Here is a 17767-nt window from a genome sequence, read left to right as displayed (position 1 = left end):
GCTACTCGACCCGGCATTGAGCTTGCTCGTGACGGTTTTCCGGGGTGCCCTTGCATATCGGCCCGATCAGGCGTGCGCCGTCACGCCGTCATCTCCGCGTCTTGCCGGGAAAATGCGGGCTTGAAGAAATCGCCGTAACAATGGGTCAGCCGCGGTCCGAAGACGGCGGCAATATCGCGTTCGTCAAACACCAGCGCGTCGTCGCGGTAGCCGAGCGACTGGTTCAACTGGTTTTGCAACAGCTGGAATATCTGCATCGCGGCACTTTCACTTTGACGGTATGTGCGCAAGGCCGTCATCGCCAGGTCGGCGGCAGCCCGCTCCAGACCCATCCCGACCAGATCGCCCAGCTCGGACAAGCCGGTCTGCGCCGGACGGTTTCTCAGCTCGTCTATCCGCGCCAGCAAACTGTCCCCTTCGGCGCCCAGATTGGCGCGGCACAATTGATCGGCTGTCTCAACGATGTGCGCAAGACCCGCCAGCATGCGCTCGCGCACTGCACCGGCCGGCAACTGCGATGCCGCATCGCATGCGTCACGGTCGCCTTGCAGCAGCATCGGCAAATCTTCACGGGCGATTTCATGCGCCAAGGGGCTGGTATTGGCCGCCGACCAGGACTCGAAGCGCAGCAATTCCTCACGGAACGGCTGAGCGCGCGGACTGTCGGGCAAGTCCTTCAAGGCATCGATCAAGCCATTCAACTGAATTGCGGCCTGTACCGCGAACATGTATTTTTCCGCTTCCAGCTTCATGAACAGCGCGCAGTAACGATAAAAACCCGGATCATCGGCGGAACTCTCCGCCGGACTGCGTGCGCCGGGACCGATCATGGCGCCATAGGCCTGCCCGACCATGGCCTGCGGGCCGGCGCACACCGAGTTGCGGCCGATCAGCAGGCCGGCGCCTTCGGCAATGTGATAATACTTACCCGCCTCCAGGCACGCGGCGCCGGGATCGCCGCCGGAGGCCATCATCTTGACCAGCGAAATATGGACAATGCGGTGCATGCCGAGCGACATGCGATAAATAATCGACGGCACCACCGGAATATCGTCGGGGTCGATGGTATCGTCGCGGCGCCGGATCAGATAGGCCGGCAGCAATTGGCAAAGCTTGCTGATGAACCACAGGTCCAGCGTGGAAACCACGCCGTCGCGGCCACGGCTGGCGCAGTAGTTTTCACGAATCGCCGAGATGGTCGGCAGCACCGCATCCCAATGATTGGCAAACTGCCGCAGCGATGTCAGATTCATCGGCAGCTCGTGATGGTGGCGGCTGCCTTCGTAGTTGCAGCGGACGCCCTCGATGTCGACCCCTTCGCGCGCATCCTTGGGCGCGATTTCCTCGCCCAGCGGCCTGAAATAGCTGTCGCGGTACGGCACCAGGGCGCCTAGCATCGAGCGCCAATAGAACTCCGGCTGGTCCAGCGCCCGCGGCCCGTGGTATCCCGACTCATACAAGCTGTCAATGACCGTAAAATCGAATTTTTTCTGCATTAAAGTTTTCCACAAAAAATAATTACTCAGACAATTTCAAGATGAGCCAAAGGCGCCGGCCGGCTTGCCGCCGGCGTCACAACGGCATCGAGGTTGGCTTGTTTCTGCCGCCGTCCGGGTCTGCTCGACGTGCCAGCCTGTCGCGCAGCGTGCGCCACAAGCTGGCCCATTCGACCCGGCATACGGTGCGCACCGCGCGCGGCGACCACCACCAATAGTTGACATTGATCGCGTCGCTTTGCGATTCGACGTAATGCCACCATCCCGGGGGCAGATACAAGACTTGCCCGGCTTGCAGCACGAAGTCGTAGCGTTCTGCGCCGGCCAGCAGAGGAAACCGCTCGTGATCCGGCGCGCTCATGTCGACCGGGCTGTAAATGACCGGTATGTCGCGGCCTTGCCCGTAATAGACGTTGGCGGACTGATCCGGTGAAAACAATACCCACCGCTTGCTGCCGTGTAATTGGACATTGAGGTTTTCGTGCCGGTCGAAGTGCATCGGCGACGACATCCCCTTTGGTCCGAGCCAGAAACCGGGACGCAGCACCAATTTCTTGCGCAGCCAGCGCGGCATCCAGCGCGGAAAACCGGAGTCTTCATGCAATGGCGCGATCTCCGCCTTCAGCTCGGGCAGCTCCGAAAAAATCGACGCATAGGTGATATAGCCGCCATAAGCGCTTCCCAGTTCCAGCATGCCCAATATCGTCGTGCCCAGTTTTTCCTTGGCATAGTGGCGTTGCCCGAGATACTCGGCCGGGTCTGTCGGCACCGGCGACATCCTGGACCTTTCGACCTGGACCACGCACTCCCCGTGCTGCTGCGCGAAAAAGGACGGCGTCCAGCGTCCCGATGCTTGCCAATGCTCCAAATATCCTTCCAGCACTGCTGGCCGGTCCCTTCCTTTCAACACGTGACGCAAGTCTGGATACTGGTCATGGCTGAAGCGTGGAATATCGATGATCATGCATTTCTCCATGGTTCAAGCCTGCAAACCGATGATGGGAAAGTCGGATGAATGCCTGCGCTCGTCCTGGCAAAAGCGCTGGACAAGAGCGGCTACACGGCGGATTTTTTCGGGCTGGCTGCGGCGCCTTGGGCGTGCCGGGCAGGCATCAGGCAGTTCTATGGAAAAAGACTGCCGGCCAGAAGCCCCAGTGAGTGTTTCAATGCACAGCGGGGATTCAAAATTGACGTTGAAAAAGCTCTGAAGATAAATAAACTGCCCAACCTTGCAGGTTTTCAATAACCCGCCCAACTCTTTATCGACTGCCATGCCAATCCCGAAATTGTTAAATATGAGAGCTCGCTGTGTTTATATACCCGCAAGCCAAGGGCATTGAGACTTAGCACGGCAGGACTAACGTACGCTGAGCGGACGCATATCGACCCAAACTTTCCGTATCCATTCGAGACAAGTCGCCTTATCGCCGGAAGTGCCGACGCCAGACCAGCCATGCGGCACCAACTTGTGCTGCGGCCAGATCGAATACTGTTCTTCGTGATTGACGACTACCTGGAAAAGCACTTCGTCTTGCTGTAAATCTTCTGATGCCATCCTGACTCCTTTGATGATTAAAAAATTCCGTGACAATACATGGCGCCGCACGGACCAGACGACGGCTCATCGAATTCCATTAGACGAGTTCCGCCAAAGACTCGCTGAGCCTTTTTAGTAATGAATAAAGGGGGTTTAGAAAAAATTAAAATACGAAGAGCTTATTCCCATCATGTCACCGTGAACTGCTGAAGCATATGAGCGGATGCGCTGCGACGCGACTCTGCAGCGCGAGGCGCCACCGGGAACCGTCGCTGCCGGCGTTACCAGAGCTGCCAGGCATGCCATATTTATCGGACCTCATTTAAAAATCGCATAAGCAATGTCAATTTTCGAATATCAACGCCTCATCACCCCACAATACAAATCAAAACAATCAACCATTTCATTTGGCAAAGAAAAGCTTCTCCGGTTGCCACTTTCTGATTTATTTACAGCCTCTGAACCGATGCAGATAATTCCATGTTTACAATGTCAAAGCAAGGTAAATCATTATTTTATTAGAAATTTTATTTTTGTTACAATTCGTGACTATTTCCAAAAGAATAAAGTATATAAGCAGCGATGAAAATCATATTTAATTATTAAAATTATATTGCATGTTTTTAATAAGAATGAATGAAATGCTTAATCCACCCGGTCATTTCGGCAAGTCCGTAGTGTGTCAATTTCAAGTTATCCATCTCATCCACAGGCAAGCCATGGTTTATCAGAACAGGACAAGTAATGATATTTTAAAGGCAATTATTTTAAAATTCAGCAGTTCGGAAAGTTAAATGCCCTGGTGCTGGCTGAATCGCACTCATGCCAGAATGCCGCCAACCTCACAAGCCGACATCCGCCGATCTATGCGTGAGACCCGCAACACCAGCCGGACCGGCTGGCGCGTTTGTGTTACATTCCGGCCTGTCCTTTTCCGAACCATCGCCGCCATGCATGCCCTGAAGTACCTGAGCGCCTATTCCGAGCAAACCCGCCAACAAGTGTCCTTGCTGATCGACCAAAACAAACTGGCCGAGGTATTGCTCAAGCGCTACCCGGCGGCGCACGACATCCGTAACGACAAGGCCTTGTATCAATACGTGCAGGATTTGAAAAACGAATTCCTGCGCAATGCCGAGCCGATCAACAAAGTGGCGTTCGACAACAAGATCCACGTGATCAATCACGCGCTGGGTTTGCACACCTCGATTTCACGGGTGCAGGGAGGAAAGTTGAAGGCGAAACATGAGATTCGCGTCGCCACCATCTTCAAGGACGTGCCGCTGGAATTTCTGCGCATGATCGCGGTGCATGAGCTGGCCCACGTCAAGGAAAAGCAGCACGACAAGGCGTTCTACAAGCTGTGTTCCTACATGGAACCGAATTACCACCAGTATGAATTTGATTTGCGGCTGTACCTGACCCAGCTCGATATGTCCAGCCAGCGCCTGTGGTAAGGCGCCGCGCCGCGTTTACTCGATGATGCTGACGCGCGAGCCGATGACGCTGCGCTGAGGCCGGTTGCCGCGTACCGTGATGCGGCCAGAACCATTTGCACGGGCTTGCAATTTGCGGCTCGCGGTCAGCGTAATATCGCCCGAGCCAGTGCGCTCGACATCGAGCCGGCCGACCTTGCCCGCCAATTGCATGCGCATCGAAGCGGATTGGGTCAGTTGCAGCGTATCGCCACTCAAGCCTTCACGCGATACCCGGCCGTAGCCGAACGCCTTGATCGGAATCCTTTTCCGCCAAGACAACGGGCCATGCATCACTGCATGGCCCGTTTTTATTACAGCCAAGTCCAGCTTAGCCTTGGCCACCTTTCAGGCGCTGCACCAAGGCCAGCGCGTCCGCCTCGACCCGCAGCATCGCCGCGTGTTGCGGCCGCACAAAACCTTCGCCCTTGGCATGCTCGATGAAGCTGACCAGGCCATCATAAAAATGGTCGACATTCAGCAAGCCGATCGGTTTGCTGTGGATGCCCAGCTGCGACCAGGTCAACACCTCGAACAATTCTTCCAGCGTACCCAGGCCGCCCGGCATGGCGATAAAACCGTCCGACAGTTGCGCCATCATGGCCTTGCGTTCATGCATGTCCTTGACGATGAACTGGCGCGTCAAGCCGGTATGGCCCACTTCGCGCTCCACCAATTGGGTCGGGATCACGCCGGTCACCTCACCGCCCAGGCGCAGTACCTCATCGGCGATCACGCCCATCAAGCCGACATTGCCGCCGCCATACACCAGCGAGATATTCTCTTCCACCAACACCCGCGCCAATTCGCGCGCCGCCGCCGCATATTGCGGCGTGACGCCGCCATTGGCGCCACAATACACACAGATCGATTTAATCACGCTACTCCTTTAGTTCTTCAATTGCCGCCTCAACATCGAGGCGCTCCATCGCGTCCACCGCCACGCATGCGGCGGCTTCCTGGTACAAGGCGAGTGCCTCCGCCATCTTCTTCTTGCCATCCAACATCAGCAACGCCTTCGCATACGCGATCCGGCCGAGCGCCGTATCGGGATTGAGTTTCAACGCGGTCTTGAAATGCTGCAAGCCTTGCTCCTTCTTGACGCCATACGTCAGGCCGCCGATCAGCGCACCGACCTTGTCGATAATTTCCGCATGATACGCACCAAACGCAATATGCGCATCGGCATGATACGGCGCCAGTGCCAACGCGGTGTCGAGGCTGTTGCGCACCTTGATGTCGATGCCCTGGGCCAGCGCCTTGACCACCGAAATGCCTTGCGCATAGCGGCCCAGGCTGTAAGCGTGCCAATAAAAACCGGCCGGATTGTCCGGCTGCTCGGCTTGCTGGCGCTCGCAGCGCTCGGCCACTTCCTCAAAGGTGGCGATGCGCGCCTTGTCGCTGGTTTCCAGGCAGCTCGCGTAAACGCAAGTCGCCTTGTGCGCCACCGAGTAACCCTTGACGCCGGCGGCCAGGCCTAGCCTGGTGGCTTTTTCAAAATCGCCGGCATGGAAGGCGATCCACGCCTGCACCAGCGCCGCATGGACCGGGAACGGTTCGGCATCGCCCGCATGCAGCCTGGCCCACGCTTGTTCCAGGCTGGCCGGCGTATGCAGATACGCGGATTCAGGATAGCGGAATGTATTCCAGGCCATGGCGGCACCCTCCTCTATTTTAATTTCTTCAAGTACTCTTCGGATAGTTTCTGGAACAGCAAATGGGTTTCATTGCGCAGATACGGGCCGATTTGCGACAACACCTGGTAGCAGCCGCGCGCCAATGCATCCGACATCGATTGCTGCTCGGTGTATTTACGGGGATTGCGCACATATTCATACGACAGCCAATACGTCGCGACCACCACCATATTGGTCGCCATCGCATCGATTTCCATGTCCGACGCTTCCAGCGATTTCTCGGTGCGCAAGTCTTCGCACAATTGCTTGGCCACCTTGATCTTGTGCGCCAGGATCAATTTGAAATGCAGTTCGAGCTTGCGGTTACGCGACAGCAGGTCGTTCAAGTCGCGGTAGAAAAAGCGGTAGCGCCAGATCAATTCGAACATCAGGTGCAGATACAGCCACACGTCCTCGATATTCGAGCGGCGCCCGTCCGGCACGGTGAGGATGCGTTCGATTTCGGCTTCGAACTGGACAAAGATCGAATTGACGATATCGTCCTTGTTCCTGAAGTGATAATACAGATTCCCCGGCGAGATATTCATCTCTTCCGCAATCACGGTGGTCGTGATATTCGGCTCTCCAAACTCATTAAACAAGCGCAAGGATAATTCCAGAATACGTTCACGGGTACGGCGTGGTGCTTTTTGTAGCATGGGGGCGGTCTCTGTCCTGTTCTTCTGCCGCAAGCATAACACTGAAAAACGCTGTTATGAAACTCTCCGCCTGATTCCATAATCCAGCCATGTTCCTGCGCGTTTTCCACATCGCGCCGCATAAAAAAGGGCCTGTGCCATGCACAAGCCCGTGCCATGCGTAGCGCGCATGCCAATGGCTATTTTGGACTGGCCGGCTTCTTCGCCGCCGGCTTCCTGATCGCGGCTTTTGGCGCGGCGGCCTTGGCTGACGGCTTGGCTTTCAGCGCAGGCTTGACGGCTGCTTTTTGCGCGGTTTTTGCGGCCGGCCTGGCCGCCGCCGTCTTGACCTTGGCCGGCCTGGCCGCCTTGTCCCCCTGCGCGCCGGACAATTCGGCGACCGCCTTGCTCAATTGCTCGATGCGCTTGTTGAGCGCCTGGAGTTCCTTCCGGGTCGGTACGCCGATGGTAGCCAGCGCGCGCGCGACGCGCTCTTCGAACACTTGTTCCAGCTTGTCCCACGACCCGGACGCCTGCTGGCTGACGCCGTCGGCGATCTTGCCGACGGTATCGCCCACGCCGGAGACCTTGTCTTCGGCGCGCTTCTGGAATTCGGTGCCTTCCTTGACCAGCTTCGAAAATACCCGGCCGCCCTCTTCCTGCGCCTTGGCGAATGCGCCCAGGCCCGCTTGCCAGATCTGCTGCGCCGACGTGCGCACGGCGCTGGCCAATTGTTTTTCTTCGTCTTTCAGCTGTGCTTTTAATTTCTTTACCATGCCAGGCTCCGGTGGATTGCGCTTGAATGTGTCCATGCGATATGCCCATGCGACAAATCCATTTTAGACAGCAAAACTAGAGCCGGCATTCTAAATGCGCTGATGCCCTCACGCCGCCGCCTGCACCGGTCCGTGCAACAGTCCGTGCAGGCGGAATCCTTCGCGGATGTTCTCGCGCAGCACGGCGCCCTTCCATGGCTTGGTGTAAAAACGGTCGACCGCGCCGCGGTTGATGGCGGCCATGATCGGCGTCAGGTCGGCGTACGCCGACAGCATGATGCGGAAGGTGTCCGGGCACAGGTGCTTGACCCGTTCCATGAATTCGGTGCCGCTCATCATCGGCATGCACTGATCGCACAGGATCACTTGCACCCGGTGCCGCGCCAGGATGTCGAAGCCTTCGGCCGCCGTTTGCGCGGTCAGGATGCGGTAGCCGTCCTGCGCCAGGAAATCGCTCAGCACGTCCAGCATGAAGCTGTCGTCGTCGACGATCAGCAGGGTTTGCTGCTCCTGCTGATCGTCGTCGTCCTGCGGCGCCTGCAGCAGCTTGCCATTCTTGAGCATCGACTGGAATTCCTCTTCGGCCACCGGCCGGCTGAAGTAATAGCCCTGCATTTCATCGCAGCCGTGGCGCCGCAGATAGGCCAGTTGCGCATCGTTTTCGACGCCTTCGGCAATCACTTCCAGCTTCATGCTGTGCGCCATGCTGATAATCGCCAGCACGATGGCGGCGTCGTCCGGGTTGCTGGTCACTTCGCGCACGAAGGCGATGTCGATCTTCAGCTTGTCGATCGGGAAGCGCTTCAGGTAAGCCAGGCTGGAATAACCGGTGCCGAAATCGTCGATCGAGATCTGGATGCCGAGGCTTTTCAGGTTGCGCAGCACGGTGATGGTTTCTTCCGCGTTCGACATCAGCGAACTTTCAGTCAATTCCAGTTCCAGCAAGTCCGGCGCGATATCGTGGGTGCGGATCGCCTTCAGCACCTCTTCCTCGATACCGCCGACGAAGAACTGGATGCCCGAAACGTTGACCGACAAATGCACCGGGCCGATGCCGCCGGCGCCCCATTCGCTGATCTTCTTGCACGCTTCGTTCAGCACCCAGGTACCGACCCGCACGATCAGGCCGGTCTCTTCCAGGATCGGGATGAACAGCGCCGGCGACACCATGCCGTGGCCGGGACGGCGCCAGCGTATCAGCGCTTCGGCGCCGCTGATGCGGCCCGATACGATATGCACCTTGGGCTGGAAGAACAGCACGAATTCTTCATTGTCGATGGCGCGCCGCAGCGCATTCTCCAGGTCGAGCCGGGCCAGCGACTGCAGGTTCATTTCGGCGGTGAAGAAACGGAACGCGTCGCTGCCCGCTTCCTTGGCGCGGTACATGGCGGTGTCGGCGTACTGGATCAGCACATCCGGATCGAGGCCGTCGTCCGGGTAGACGGAAATGCCGATGCTGGACGTGACCGTCACTTCATGGCCCTTCAAGTCGAACGGGCGGCGCATCGCTTCACGGATCTTGTCGACCACCGAGGTGGCGTGCTGCGCGCCGTCGGGCAGCACCAGGATGGCGGCGAATTCGTCGCCGCCGAAACGGCCGATGGTGTCGCGCACGCGCAGGCAATCGACCAGCCGGCTGGAAAACTGGCGCAGCAATTCGTCGCCGATGGTGTGGCCCAGCGTGTCGTTGATATTCTTGAAACGGTCGATATCGAGGAACAGCACCGCCACCGACCAGTGGTGCTCGGCGGCCTGGTCCAGCGAATGGCTCAGCGATTCGTAAAACTGGGTGCGGTTCGGCAGCCCGGTCAGCGTGTCGAAATGGGCCAGCTTCATCAGCCGCTGCTCGGCGTCCTTGCGCTCGGTGATGTCGCGCGCCACCGCCACCAGTATCCAGCTCTGGCCGGAACGCAGCGTGCGGCGCTGCACCTCCACCGCCAGCGGCGAGCCATCCTTGCGCTGCAACAGCAGCTCCGTCATCGCGCCGCCCTGGTCGCCGGCCAGCAGCTTGTCATACAACTCTTCCAGATTGGCGTCGGCGTTGGCATCGGCACCCTCGTGCGCGCCGCCCGGCCCGACTTTCAGGAATTCCTCGCGCTGGTAGCCGAGCATGCGGCACGCGGTCAGGTTGACGTCGACGAAGCACATGCCGGCCCGGTCGACCAGGAAAATCGCATCGGCGGTGGCATCCATCGCCAGCCGGAAACGGCGCAAGTCTTCATCGAGGCGGATGCGCGCCGACATGTCTTGCGTCAGTTGTTCATGGTGGCGCTTGATTTCGTCATACAGATGCAAATTGTCGTAGGCCACCGCGATCTGCGCCGCGACGGTGGCGGCGACCCGCTCGTCGACCTCGGAAAATTCGTCCGCGCCCAGCTTGTCGACCAGGTACAGCCAGCCATGGCTGCGCTCGCGCGACGCGATTGCCACGCCGAGGAAGGAATGCACCGGCGGGTGGCTGGCCGGCAAGCCCAGCGCGGCCGGATCGCCATCCGGATTGTTGATGCGCAGCGGCTGGCGCTCCTGCAGCAGTTGATTCAGGAGGCCGGCCCGTGGTTCCAGACTGATCGCGTCCAGTTGCTGTTCCAAACCGCAGCTGGAAAAATAACTGAGCTTGTCGGCGCCCTCCTGCAGCACGCCGATGCAGGCATATTTGGACACGCAGATATTTTGCGCGACGCGGCAGCCGACTTCGATCAGCGCCTGCGGATCGCGTTCCGCGCCCAACTCTATCCCCAGCTCGATCAGCGCGGTCAGCCGCAAGCTGACCGCCTGCAGGCTCGATAGCGAGCGCGACAGCCGTTCGGTCATCACCGACAGGTGCTCCGGCGGCGCGGCAGGGTCGTCCTGCTGGGCCAGGCTGGTGATCAGCTGGCTGCTCGATTCGAGTTCATCGAGGTATTCGCTGACCTTGTTGTCGATGCCGCGCAACTGGCCCTCACTCTGCGCCGGCGGCGGCAAGGACGGCGGCGCGGCCGATGGCGCCAGCCCCAGCGCCTGGTTGACGGTGCGTATGATCACTTCCGGGTCCGACGGTTTCGGCAGCACCCAGCGCACGCCGCATGCCTCGGCCAGCGCCAGCGCCTCCTGTTCGCGGTAGGTGGCGGTATAAAAAATGATCGGCACGTCGGCGGTGGCCGGGTTTTGGTGTATCCGCGTGACGAATTCGTAACCGTCCATATTCGGCATCAGGATGTCGGAGATGACCAGATCGGGACACTCGCCGCGCATGATCTCGAGGCCTTCGGCGCCGTTCGACGCTTCCAGCAGCCGATGGCCGCCGTAACCGAGCAGCGCCATCAGGAATTCGCGGTTCAATACATGATCATCGACGATCAGTATGGTGGCTATGTCATTTTTAACTGGCGCTGACGGCGCCGCTGGCAAAAAAGATTCTAGCTCCGCGACAAACAAATCGGGTTCGATCGGCTTGCCGATATAACCGTCGAAGCCCGCTTCCAGCAGGCGTTCGCGGTCGCCCAGCATGGCCAGCGCGGTCACCGCCAAGGCTGGAATCTTGCTGGTCAGCGGGTCTTTTTTCAGTTCGGCCACCACGCCGTAGCCGTCGAGCTTGGGCAAGTGCACATCGCAAATGATCAGGTCGGGGATTTCCTCGCGCGCCATGCGTACCCCTTCCTCGCCATCGTAGGCGGTCAGCGGTGTGTAGCCAAAGGCGCGCAGCAAATACACCATCAATTCCATATTGGTGGCGTTGTCTTCAATAATCAGTATGCGTGCCGACAATTAAGGCTCCAGCAAAAAAAGCAGCATTAATACCATGTCCGGCCCAGGTCGGACGGTTTATTTAGCGCAACTACCCTGACATTCAGATAACAATCCTACAACACCATCATCACAATACATCAAGCCGCACGGCACAAACTCACCAAATTTCACGCCACCCGCCGCTCATTCGGCAACGGATGCCCAGCGGTTAAATATTGATAATCAAACTATGTATTGCTTCTATTTAATCTAGTCTACCGATAGAAAACAGCACTGTCCATCGCGGGTCATGTTAAATAATTACAATAGCGGACTTAAAAGCGACACGGCAAATTTGCCGAGTGAGACGCCGTGAAATCGGTGTAAGCGGCGGCTATGGAAACGCTGCTTATTTCATCGATAACGCATTGCAAGATGATAGGGTGACATGCCAGCGTGACGTGGCCGATGGCGCCGAAGGCTATATTTTTGGCGTCCTCGAAACAGGCCGAGGTTTGCGGCGCGACGATATTGTCGTGATGCGAAAAGATCGACGTGAACAAGGCGCGCCGGCGCGGCGTTTCGGCGGCCGCCAATTGCTGCAGCCACGGGCTCGGCTGGTGCTGCTTGCGGCTCATCTGGCGCGCATTGCGGCCCAGCCCGAAACCGGCCAGCGCCGTGCCATGGTGCGGCGTGCCGAGCGTGATCACGCGGGCGATGCGCGCTTCGCCATGGCGCCGCAAATACGCCCGCGCCACCAGCCCGCCCATGCTGTGCGCGACGATGATGACTCGTGCGCTGCCGCTGCGGGCGCACAGGCGCTGCACGGCGTCGTGCAGCAGCGGCACGAAGTCGTCGATGTCCGCGCCGGGCGGCTCCAGGTCGACCGCGTCGTGTTCGATGCCGGCCCGCGCCAGCCGTGCGCTGAACCGGTTCCAGCAACCGTGGTTGCACACGTAGCCGTGCACCAGCAATACGGGCAGCAGCGGCAAGCCGCCTTGCCGCCGCGTGGCCGGCGGGACCAGCCGCGGCCACGCCATGTCGCGCGACGACATCCGCAAATTAGCGAGGAATTCCTGGCTGGCCAGCCGCAGCCAGCGCAGCGGGCCGGGACGAAATTGCGGCGGCGCGGCGCTGCCGAAATGGCGGCTCAGCCAGAAATTCTGGCCGCAGAGAACCGCGCGCAAGCCGAGCACGGCCAGCAGCGCCAGCAATAAGGCCAACTCAGTCCGCGCCAAATCGGCATAACCGTCAATCAGCCACCACAAGCCCAGCACGGCCAGCGCCTGCAGCAGCAACAGCAGTTTTAACAGGCGCGCGATGATATGGCGGCCAGCGTTGCGGCCGGCCCGGCGTTCAAGAAAGCGCTGCACGAGGTTGCCCATGTCTCCCTCCAGCTTGTTCCTTGAGCAGTGTACGCCACAAAAAACTTATACAATAGAGTGTTATATCTATTAAGTTCCGATGGCACCAAGCGATGGAAAAACACCAGCCGGCAGCGATGCTGGACCAGCAACTGCGCGCACCGCAGGCGGAGTGCGATATCGCGCCTGGCTATTTGGCCTTGGCCAGGATTTGCCGCGCGATGCCGCGCAGGATATTGACTTCCTCGGTTTCCAGCCCGGTGCGCGAGAACAGCCGTTTCAGACGCGGCATCAGCTTTTTCGGATTGTTGGCGTCGAGGAAATCGATCGCCACCAGCGCCCGCTCCAGATGTTCATACATGCCGTCGACTTGCGTCAGGCTGGCCGACTCGCCATGGAAACCGATCGGCGTGACCGCTGTTTCATCGCCCAGCGCCGCGACCCGGCATTCATAGGCCAGCACTTGCGCCGCCTGCGATAAATTGAGCGACGAATAATCGGGATTGGCGGGAATGTTAATCAGCACATTGCATTTCTCGACGATTTCATTCGGCAAGCCGAAACGTTCATTGCCGAAAATCAGCGCCGCATGCAAGTCCGGGCTGGCCGCCAGTTGCCCGGCCAGCGCGCGCGGCGTCAGCAACGGGGGCGAGAATTCGCGCAGCCGGGCCGACACGGCGGCGGCGAAATTGCAGCCGTCGAGCGCTTCGCCGATCGAGCCGACGATGCGCGCGCCGGCCAGGATATCTTGCGCGCCGCTGGCGAAGGCCACCGCTTCCGGGTCTTGCAAGGCATCGGGGAAGCGCGGATTGACCAGCACCAGTTCGGAAAAACCCATCGTTTTCATGGCGCGCGCGGTGCCGCCGATATTGCCCGGGCGGCTGGTTTCGACCAGAATAAATCGCAGGCGCGTAAAAAGAGACGCAAGAGACGTGTTGATTTCGGGCAGATTCATTTAAAATAGCGCTATTGCGCGGTATCGATACAAGGAATAACGGAATATGGAGGTGCACAACGCCAGCTCCAGCCCGGGATTTTAACCACTTCGCGACCGCTACGCTCTTTAATTCATTCTTGCACGCTATCGCTCCGGTCCCGCGAAGTTCGGCTGGGCGCTCGCGTGCTTTTAACGGAAGCTCACATGCACCCAATGCTCAATACGGCGATCAAAGCCGCCCGCCGCGGCGCCGCCGTCATCAATCGCGCCTCATTCGACCTCGATCGCGTCACCGTGACCGAAAAACAACATAACGATTTCGTCACCGACGTCGACCAGGCCGCCGAACAGGCCATCATCGAAGTGCTGTCCAAAGCGTACCCGGATCACGCGATCCTGGGCGAGGAATCGGGAGCTTCCGCCAATACCCACGACGAGAATGAATATCAGTGGATCATCGATCCGCTGGACGGCACCACCAACTTTATCCACGGCTTTCCGCAATATTGCGTCTCGATCGCGCTGGCGCAGCGCGGCGTCGTCACGCAAGCCGTGATCTACGACCCGGTGCGCAACGACTTGTTCACCGCCACCAAGGGCGCCGGCGCCTACCTGAATGAAAAACGCATCCGGGTCACCAAGCTGGACCGCATCGCCAACGCCTTGCTGGGCACCGGCTACGTGGCCGGCAGCGTCAAAGCGCTCGACGAATACCTGAAGATGTACCAGATCATGGGCGAACGCAGCCAAGGCGTGCGCCGCGCCGGTTCGGCCGCGCTGGACCTGGCTTACGTCGCTTGCGGCCGCCTCGACGGTTTCTACGAAAAAGGCTTGAAGCCTTGGGATATCGCGGCCGGCGCGCTGATGATCACCGAATCGGGCGGCATCGTCGGCGAATTCAACGGCGAATCCGAGTACCTGTACAAGGGCGACGTGATCGCCGCCAGCCCGAAAATCTTCGGCCAACTGGTCACCTTGCTGGCGCCGTTCGCTTAATTTCCCCACGCTTCCGCCCTGCTGGCCGCCGCCCTGATCGCGGCGGCCGCATCCGCACCCGGGTCACTCCGGGCGGTCCTCCCTACTTCCTGATTTCCGTCCCCGCCAATTGATAGCGCTCGATGCGTTTGATCACCAGTTCCGGCAAGGCCGTGATGCGCTTGTCATGGTTGGCGAACACGATGTGCTGGCGCCCGCTCGATACTTGCTGGCCGTCGGCGAAGAAGCGGAATTCCAGCCAGAATGAACAGCGCTTGATGCGGTAGGCATTCACTTCGCAGCTGATTTCCTGGAAGGGAAAAGTTTCCTGCAAATAGTCTTGCTCGGCATGCTTGGTGATGAACACGCCATGCGCCTGCAGCATGTCGCGCGCAATGCATTCGTAAAACCAGCGCTCGCGGCACACCCCCTGCCATTCGAAATAACGGGCAAAGTAGGTATTGCCGTAGGCATTCGAGTCCTTCAGATATATCGTCAGGTTATGGCGAAAGGTCAGTCCGGTTTTTTTATCGGCGCTGCCGTCATGCAGGTTGGCGGCAGCGGGCTGATCCGGGACCGGGACCGGGGCTGGCGTATCAATGACGGCATTCGAGTATGGATGCATGTTTTGTTCCGTTTTCAAAAAGACGTGAGTGCGTCTGCTCAGTCAAGCAGGCATACGCAACCCGGCAATATGCCGGGCATATCGTCATCAAAAGCGCAAATGAATCAAGCTCATCTGATATATCTCAAACAAATATCAGATATACCCACCTCAAACATAGACACGCGCAATACGGCTTGTTATATTTTTCACATGCCAATATCGGCTGCATCTACCCATCCTATTCATGTATTCGATCTTGCCAGCACTGGTGTCCCTGCTTTTTTTGGGCAACGGCATCTATGTACTCGCGTCGCGCGGCATCAGCCGCGTCACGCTGGCTTTTTTCATGGTCTGCAGCGCCACCTTTTTCTGGCAGCTGGCGTGGGCTGCGCTATTCCAGGTCGGCGAGCCGGCGCTGGCCTTGCTGGTGGTTAAATTCGCCTATGTGCTGATTCTGTTCTTGCCGACCACGCTATATCACTTCGTCATCGAACTGACCGGCGCGCAGGGCGAACGGAGACGCTTGCGGCTGTCGTACGGCGCGGCGCTGGCCTTGGCGGTGTTGCTGCTCAGCAGCGACCAGCTCATTTCTGGCGTGCACCATTATTTCTTCGGCTACTATCCGCAAGCCGGCCCCTGTCATCCGCTGCACTTGCTGCAAACACTGGTGGTGATGGTGCGCGCGCTGCAATTGCTGTACCTGCGCCAGCGCGTCGCGCTGTCGACCGAGCGGGCCAGGCTGCGTTATTGCCTGGTCAGCCTGCTGATTTATTTTTTCGCCTCGGTCGATTACCTGTGCAACTACGGACTGGAAATCTATCCGCCGGGGGTGCTGCTGGTGGCCATCAGCATGGCCTTGATCGCCCAGGCGATGGTACGCCACAACCTGCTGGCCAACCCGCTGCTGGCGGCCGCCACCATCGCGCATGAAATCCGCACCCCGCTGCTGACCATCCGCGCCCAGGCGCGGCTGCTGAAGCGCCATTTGCCGGAATTGATCGCCGGCTACCAGCACGCGCGACGCGATGCGCCGGACACCGCCGCGGCCAGCCTGCAGCCTTGCCAGCTGGCCCACCTGCTGGTGCTGGCGCAGGAAATCGACGCCGAAGTGACGCGCTCGAACTTCATCGTCGACATGATGCTGGCCTCGGCCCGCATCGAATCGCTCGACAAGCAAAAGTTCGCGTTGCATTCGATCAAGCAATGCGTCGACGATGCGCTGGCCCGCTATCCCTTCGATGCCGGCGCGCGCGCCAAGGTGGCGCGCGGCGAACAGCGCGATTTTTGGTTCTACGGTTCCGATGTGCTGCTGGTCTATGTGCTGTACAACCTGCTGCAAAATGCGCTGTACGCGATCCAGGCGGCCGGCCGCGGCATCATCGAAATCGCGTTCTACTGCGGCCCCGGCGGCAACCGCCTGCTGGTCACCGACACCGGCAACGGCATCCCGCGCGACGTGCTGCCGCACGTCTTCGATCCCTTCTTCACGACACGCCCGGCCGGCGGCGGCACCGGCATGGGACTGGCGTTTTGCCACCGCGTGCTGACCGCGTTCGGCGGCAGCATCCGGGTCGAATCGGAGTTCGGCCACCACACCACGTTTTCACTGGAATTCCCGAAAAAGGCAGTGCTGAAGTTATAAGATCACGCGGCGCCCGAAATCGTCGGCGAAGGCGGCCAGCGTGCCGGCCTTGCCATCGATGCAACACCGCTCAATGCTACGCGATCGGCCCGCGCGCGCTGAATAGCGCCACCTTGCCAACCAGCTTGATCTGCACCTTGCTGAAATGCAGTCGCAATGCCGCAGTCAGCGATTCGACGGTATCGTTGCGATTGCCAAAGATGCCTTTGCCGTTATACACCTTCATCAATTTGCGCCCCAGGCCGTTATGGCCCGCGCTATCGCCGATGATGGTGGCGCCGTACAGCACGCCGCCAGCGGCCAGGTGCGGCTTCAGGTTGGCAAATACGCTGGCCTTGTCCGACATATTGCCAGGCAGGCAATGCAGCAAATAAAACAGTGCGATCGAATCGTACTGCTGTCCGTCCAGGGCCGCGACCGGCTGCATCACGTCGGCCACGTACAGGCCGCTGTTGGGCCGGCCCATGCGCCGCGCCGCCGCGCGCAAGCTGTTTTCGTTTAAATCGAGCAGGGAAACTTCTTGTCCCTGAGGAAAATTGGAGCGCGCCAGATAAAAGCCGGTGCCGACGCCGACATCCAGGTGGCGCTGGCCGGCGTGTTCGCGATAAAACGGCAGCAACACGCTGGCAGTCGGGCATAACCAGGCCCAGCGGTTGGAAACGCCCAGTACCCAGGCATCGTAGAGTTTCAGCACAAAGGAGGAATAGATAGCCGCGCCTGCGCTGGTATCGAGCGGGGCGGAACGGGCAACTTCTGGTTTCATGAATGGAAATCGATCAGGGCTGACAGCGGCCGGAAGGCCGCCGTGATTATTTTAAAATGATGCAAGCGACATGGAATGGTTCAGCGTTATCTGAACGTCACCATGCGGCAGCCGCGCACCGATGGCGAACCCGTCAATCATCGGGGATCGGCCATGGGCTGTCAAACGTTTTAGAA

General features: G+C 59.2%; 17 protein-coding genes. 3 read left to right on the top strand and 14 right to left on the bottom strand.

Translation table 11 applies throughout. From position 1 onward, the window contains the following. Positions 1–80 precede the first annotated feature (80 nt). The 4 genes from GJA_RS06500 to GJA_RS06485 all read right to left on the bottom strand — a co-directional run bounded on the left by GJA_RS06500 (position 81) and on the right by GJA_RS06485 (position 3051). Complete coding sequence (locus GJA_RS06500; protein ID WP_051780376.1) at positions 81–1496, bottom strand: hypothetical protein; 1416 nt, start codon at positions 1494–1496, stop codon at positions 81–83. A gap of 76 nt (positions 1497–1572) precedes the next feature. After that, positions 1573–2460: a cupin-like domain-containing protein gene (locus GJA_RS06495; protein WP_242404462.1), complete on the bottom strand. Its 888-nt coding sequence runs from the start codon at positions 2458–2460 to the stop codon at positions 1573–1575. Between the two features lie 15 nt (positions 2461–2475). After that, entirely contained in the window at positions 2476–2769 is a 294-nt protein-coding gene (locus tag GJA_RS27155; RefSeq protein ID WP_144241439.1) for a hypothetical protein, read from the bottom strand. 84 nt (positions 2770–2853) lie between these two features. Further along, positions 2854–3051, bottom strand: a complete 198-nt coding sequence (locus GJA_RS06485; protein ID WP_038490100.1) for an MbtH family protein — start codon at positions 3049–3051, stop codon at positions 2854–2856. Between the two features lie 932 nt (positions 3052–3983). Between GJA_RS06485 and GJA_RS06480 the strand changes: the two genes are divergently transcribed. Next, positions 3984–4490 (top strand): YgjP-like metallopeptidase domain-containing protein, encoded by a 507-nt coding sequence (locus GJA_RS06480; protein WP_038490097.1) that lies wholly within the window; start codon positions 3984–3986, stop codon positions 4488–4490. Between the two features lie 15 nt (positions 4491–4505). On the opposite strand, the gene GJA_RS06475 is transcribed toward GJA_RS06480, so the two are convergent. The 8 genes from GJA_RS06475 to GJA_RS06440 all read right to left on the bottom strand — a co-directional run bounded on the left by GJA_RS06475 (position 4506) and on the right by GJA_RS06440 (position 13622). Beyond that, the gene (locus GJA_RS06475) at positions 4506–4790 is read right to left on the bottom strand and encodes a head GIN domain-containing protein (RefSeq protein WP_144241438.1); all 285 of its coding nucleotides are present in this window, start codon (positions 4788–4790) and stop codon (positions 4506–4508) included. 49 nt (positions 4791–4839) lie between these two features. Further along, a complete protein-coding gene (locus tag GJA_RS06470; protein WP_038498915.1) occupies positions 4840–5385 on the bottom strand; it encodes an LOG family protein in 546 nt (181 codons plus the stop codon). Positions 5386–5389: 4 nt separating this feature from the next. Further along, on the bottom strand, positions 5390–6163 hold the full coding sequence (locus tag GJA_RS06465; protein ID WP_038490092.1) for a hypothetical protein: 774 nt from the start codon (positions 6161–6163) through the stop codon (positions 5390–5392). Positions 6164–6177: 14 nt separating this feature from the next. Further along, the gene (locus tag GJA_RS06460) at positions 6178–6843 is read right to left on the bottom strand and encodes a TetR/AcrR family transcriptional regulator (protein WP_038490090.1); all 666 of its coding nucleotides are present in this window, start codon (positions 6841–6843) and stop codon (positions 6178–6180) included. Positions 6844–7022: 179 nt separating this feature from the next. Next, on the bottom strand, positions 7023–7598 hold the full coding sequence (locus GJA_RS06455; RefSeq protein WP_038498911.1) for a phasin family protein: 576 nt from the start codon (positions 7596–7598) through the stop codon (positions 7023–7025). Positions 7599–7706: 108 nt separating this feature from the next. Next, the gene (locus GJA_RS06450) at positions 7707–11342 is read right to left on the bottom strand and encodes an EAL domain-containing protein (protein ID WP_038490087.1); all 3636 of its coding nucleotides are present in this window, start codon (positions 11340–11342) and stop codon (positions 7707–7709) included. Positions 11343–11638: 296 nt separating this feature from the next. Then, positions 11639–12688: an esterase/lipase family protein gene (locus GJA_RS06445; RefSeq protein WP_242404461.1), complete on the bottom strand. Its 1050-nt coding sequence runs from the start codon at positions 12686–12688 to the stop codon at positions 11639–11641. Between the two features lie 169 nt (positions 12689–12857). After that, positions 12858–13622: an RNA methyltransferase gene (locus GJA_RS06440; RefSeq protein ID WP_038490084.1), complete on the bottom strand. Its 765-nt coding sequence runs from the start codon at positions 13620–13622 to the stop codon at positions 12858–12860. A gap of 195 nt (positions 13623–13817) precedes the next feature. Here GJA_RS06440 and GJA_RS06435 point away from each other — a divergent pair, with 195 nt between their 5' ends. Beyond that, on the top strand, positions 13818–14600 hold the full coding sequence (locus GJA_RS06435; protein ID WP_038490082.1) for an inositol monophosphatase family protein: 783 nt from the start codon (positions 13818–13820) through the stop codon (positions 14598–14600). Between the two features lie 82 nt (positions 14601–14682). On the opposite strand, the gene GJA_RS06430 is transcribed toward GJA_RS06435, so the two are convergent. Continuing rightward, positions 14683–15204: an acyl-CoA thioesterase gene (locus tag GJA_RS06430; protein ID WP_081905269.1), complete on the bottom strand. Its 522-nt coding sequence runs from the start codon at positions 15202–15204 to the stop codon at positions 14683–14685. Between the two features lie 250 nt (positions 15205–15454). Between GJA_RS06430 and GJA_RS06425 the strand changes: the two genes are divergently transcribed. Next, positions 15455–16828 (top strand): sensor histidine kinase, encoded by a 1374-nt coding sequence (locus GJA_RS06425; RefSeq protein WP_242404460.1) that lies wholly within the window; start codon positions 15455–15457, stop codon positions 16826–16828. Positions 16829–16904: 76 nt separating this feature from the next. On the opposite strand, the gene GJA_RS06420 is transcribed toward GJA_RS06425, so the two are convergent. Next, a complete protein-coding gene (locus GJA_RS06420; RefSeq protein ID WP_051780374.1) occupies positions 16905–17591 on the bottom strand; it encodes a class I SAM-dependent methyltransferase in 687 nt (228 codons plus the stop codon). Positions 17592–17767: the final 176 nt, after the last annotated feature.

It is taken from the genome of Janthinobacterium agaricidamnosum NBRC 102515 = DSM 9628 (assembly GCF_000723165.1).
GTDB classification, from domain to species: Bacteria; Pseudomonadota; Gammaproteobacteria; order Burkholderiales; family Burkholderiaceae_D; genus Janthinobacterium; species Janthinobacterium agaricidamnosum.
Note: the sequence above shows the minus strand (reverse complement) of the source record. Positions and strands in the feature narration are given on the sequence as shown.

Excerpts from the sequence above, each read along its gene's own strand:
- GJA_RS06480 (WP_038490097.1), top strand. The coding sequence starts at position 3,984 with ATGCATGCCCTGAAGTACCTGAGCGCCTATTCCGAGCAAACCCGCCAA.
- GJA_RS06460 (WP_038490090.1), bottom strand. The coding sequence starts at position 6,843 with ATGCTACAAAAAGCACCACGCCGTACCCGTGAACGTATTCTGGAATTA.
- GJA_RS06440 (WP_038490084.1), bottom strand. The coding sequence starts at position 13,622 with ATGAATCTGCCCGAAATCAACACGTCTCTTGCGTCTCTTTTTACGCGC.
- GJA_RS06420 (WP_051780374.1), bottom strand. The coding sequence starts at position 17,591 with ATGAAACCAGAAGTTGCCCGTTCCGCCCCGCTCGATACCAGCGCAGGC.
- GJA_RS06500 (WP_051780376.1), bottom strand. The coding sequence starts at position 1,496 with ATGCAGAAAAAATTCGATTTTACGGTCATTGACAGCTTGTATGAGTCG.
- GJA_RS06430 (WP_081905269.1), bottom strand. The coding sequence starts at position 15,204 with ATGCATCCATACTCGAATGCCGTCATTGATACGCCAGCCCCGGTCCCG.
- GJA_RS06435 (WP_038490082.1), top strand. The coding sequence starts at position 13,818 with ATGCTCAATACGGCGATCAAAGCCGCCCGCCGCGGCGCCGCCGTCATC.
- GJA_RS06455 (WP_038498911.1), bottom strand. The coding sequence starts at position 7,598 with ATGGTAAAGAAATTAAAAGCACAGCTGAAAGACGAAGAAAAACAATTG.
- GJA_RS06445 (WP_242404461.1), bottom strand. The coding sequence starts at position 12,688 with ATGGGCAACCTCGTGCAGCGCTTTCTTGAACGCCGGGCCGGCCGCAAC.
- GJA_RS06495 (WP_242404462.1), bottom strand. The coding sequence starts at position 2,460 with ATGATCATCGATATTCCACGCTTCAGCCATGACCAGTATCCAGACTTG.
- GJA_RS27155 (WP_144241439.1), bottom strand. The coding sequence starts at position 2,769 with ATGGCAGTCGATAAAGAGTTGGGCGGGTTATTGAAAACCTGCAAGGTT.
- GJA_RS06465 (WP_038490092.1), bottom strand. The coding sequence starts at position 6,163 with ATGGCCTGGAATACATTCCGCTATCCTGAATCCGCGTATCTGCATACG.
- GJA_RS06485 (WP_038490100.1), bottom strand. The coding sequence starts at position 3,051 with ATGGCATCAGAAGATTTACAGCAAGACGAAGTGCTTTTCCAGGTAGTC.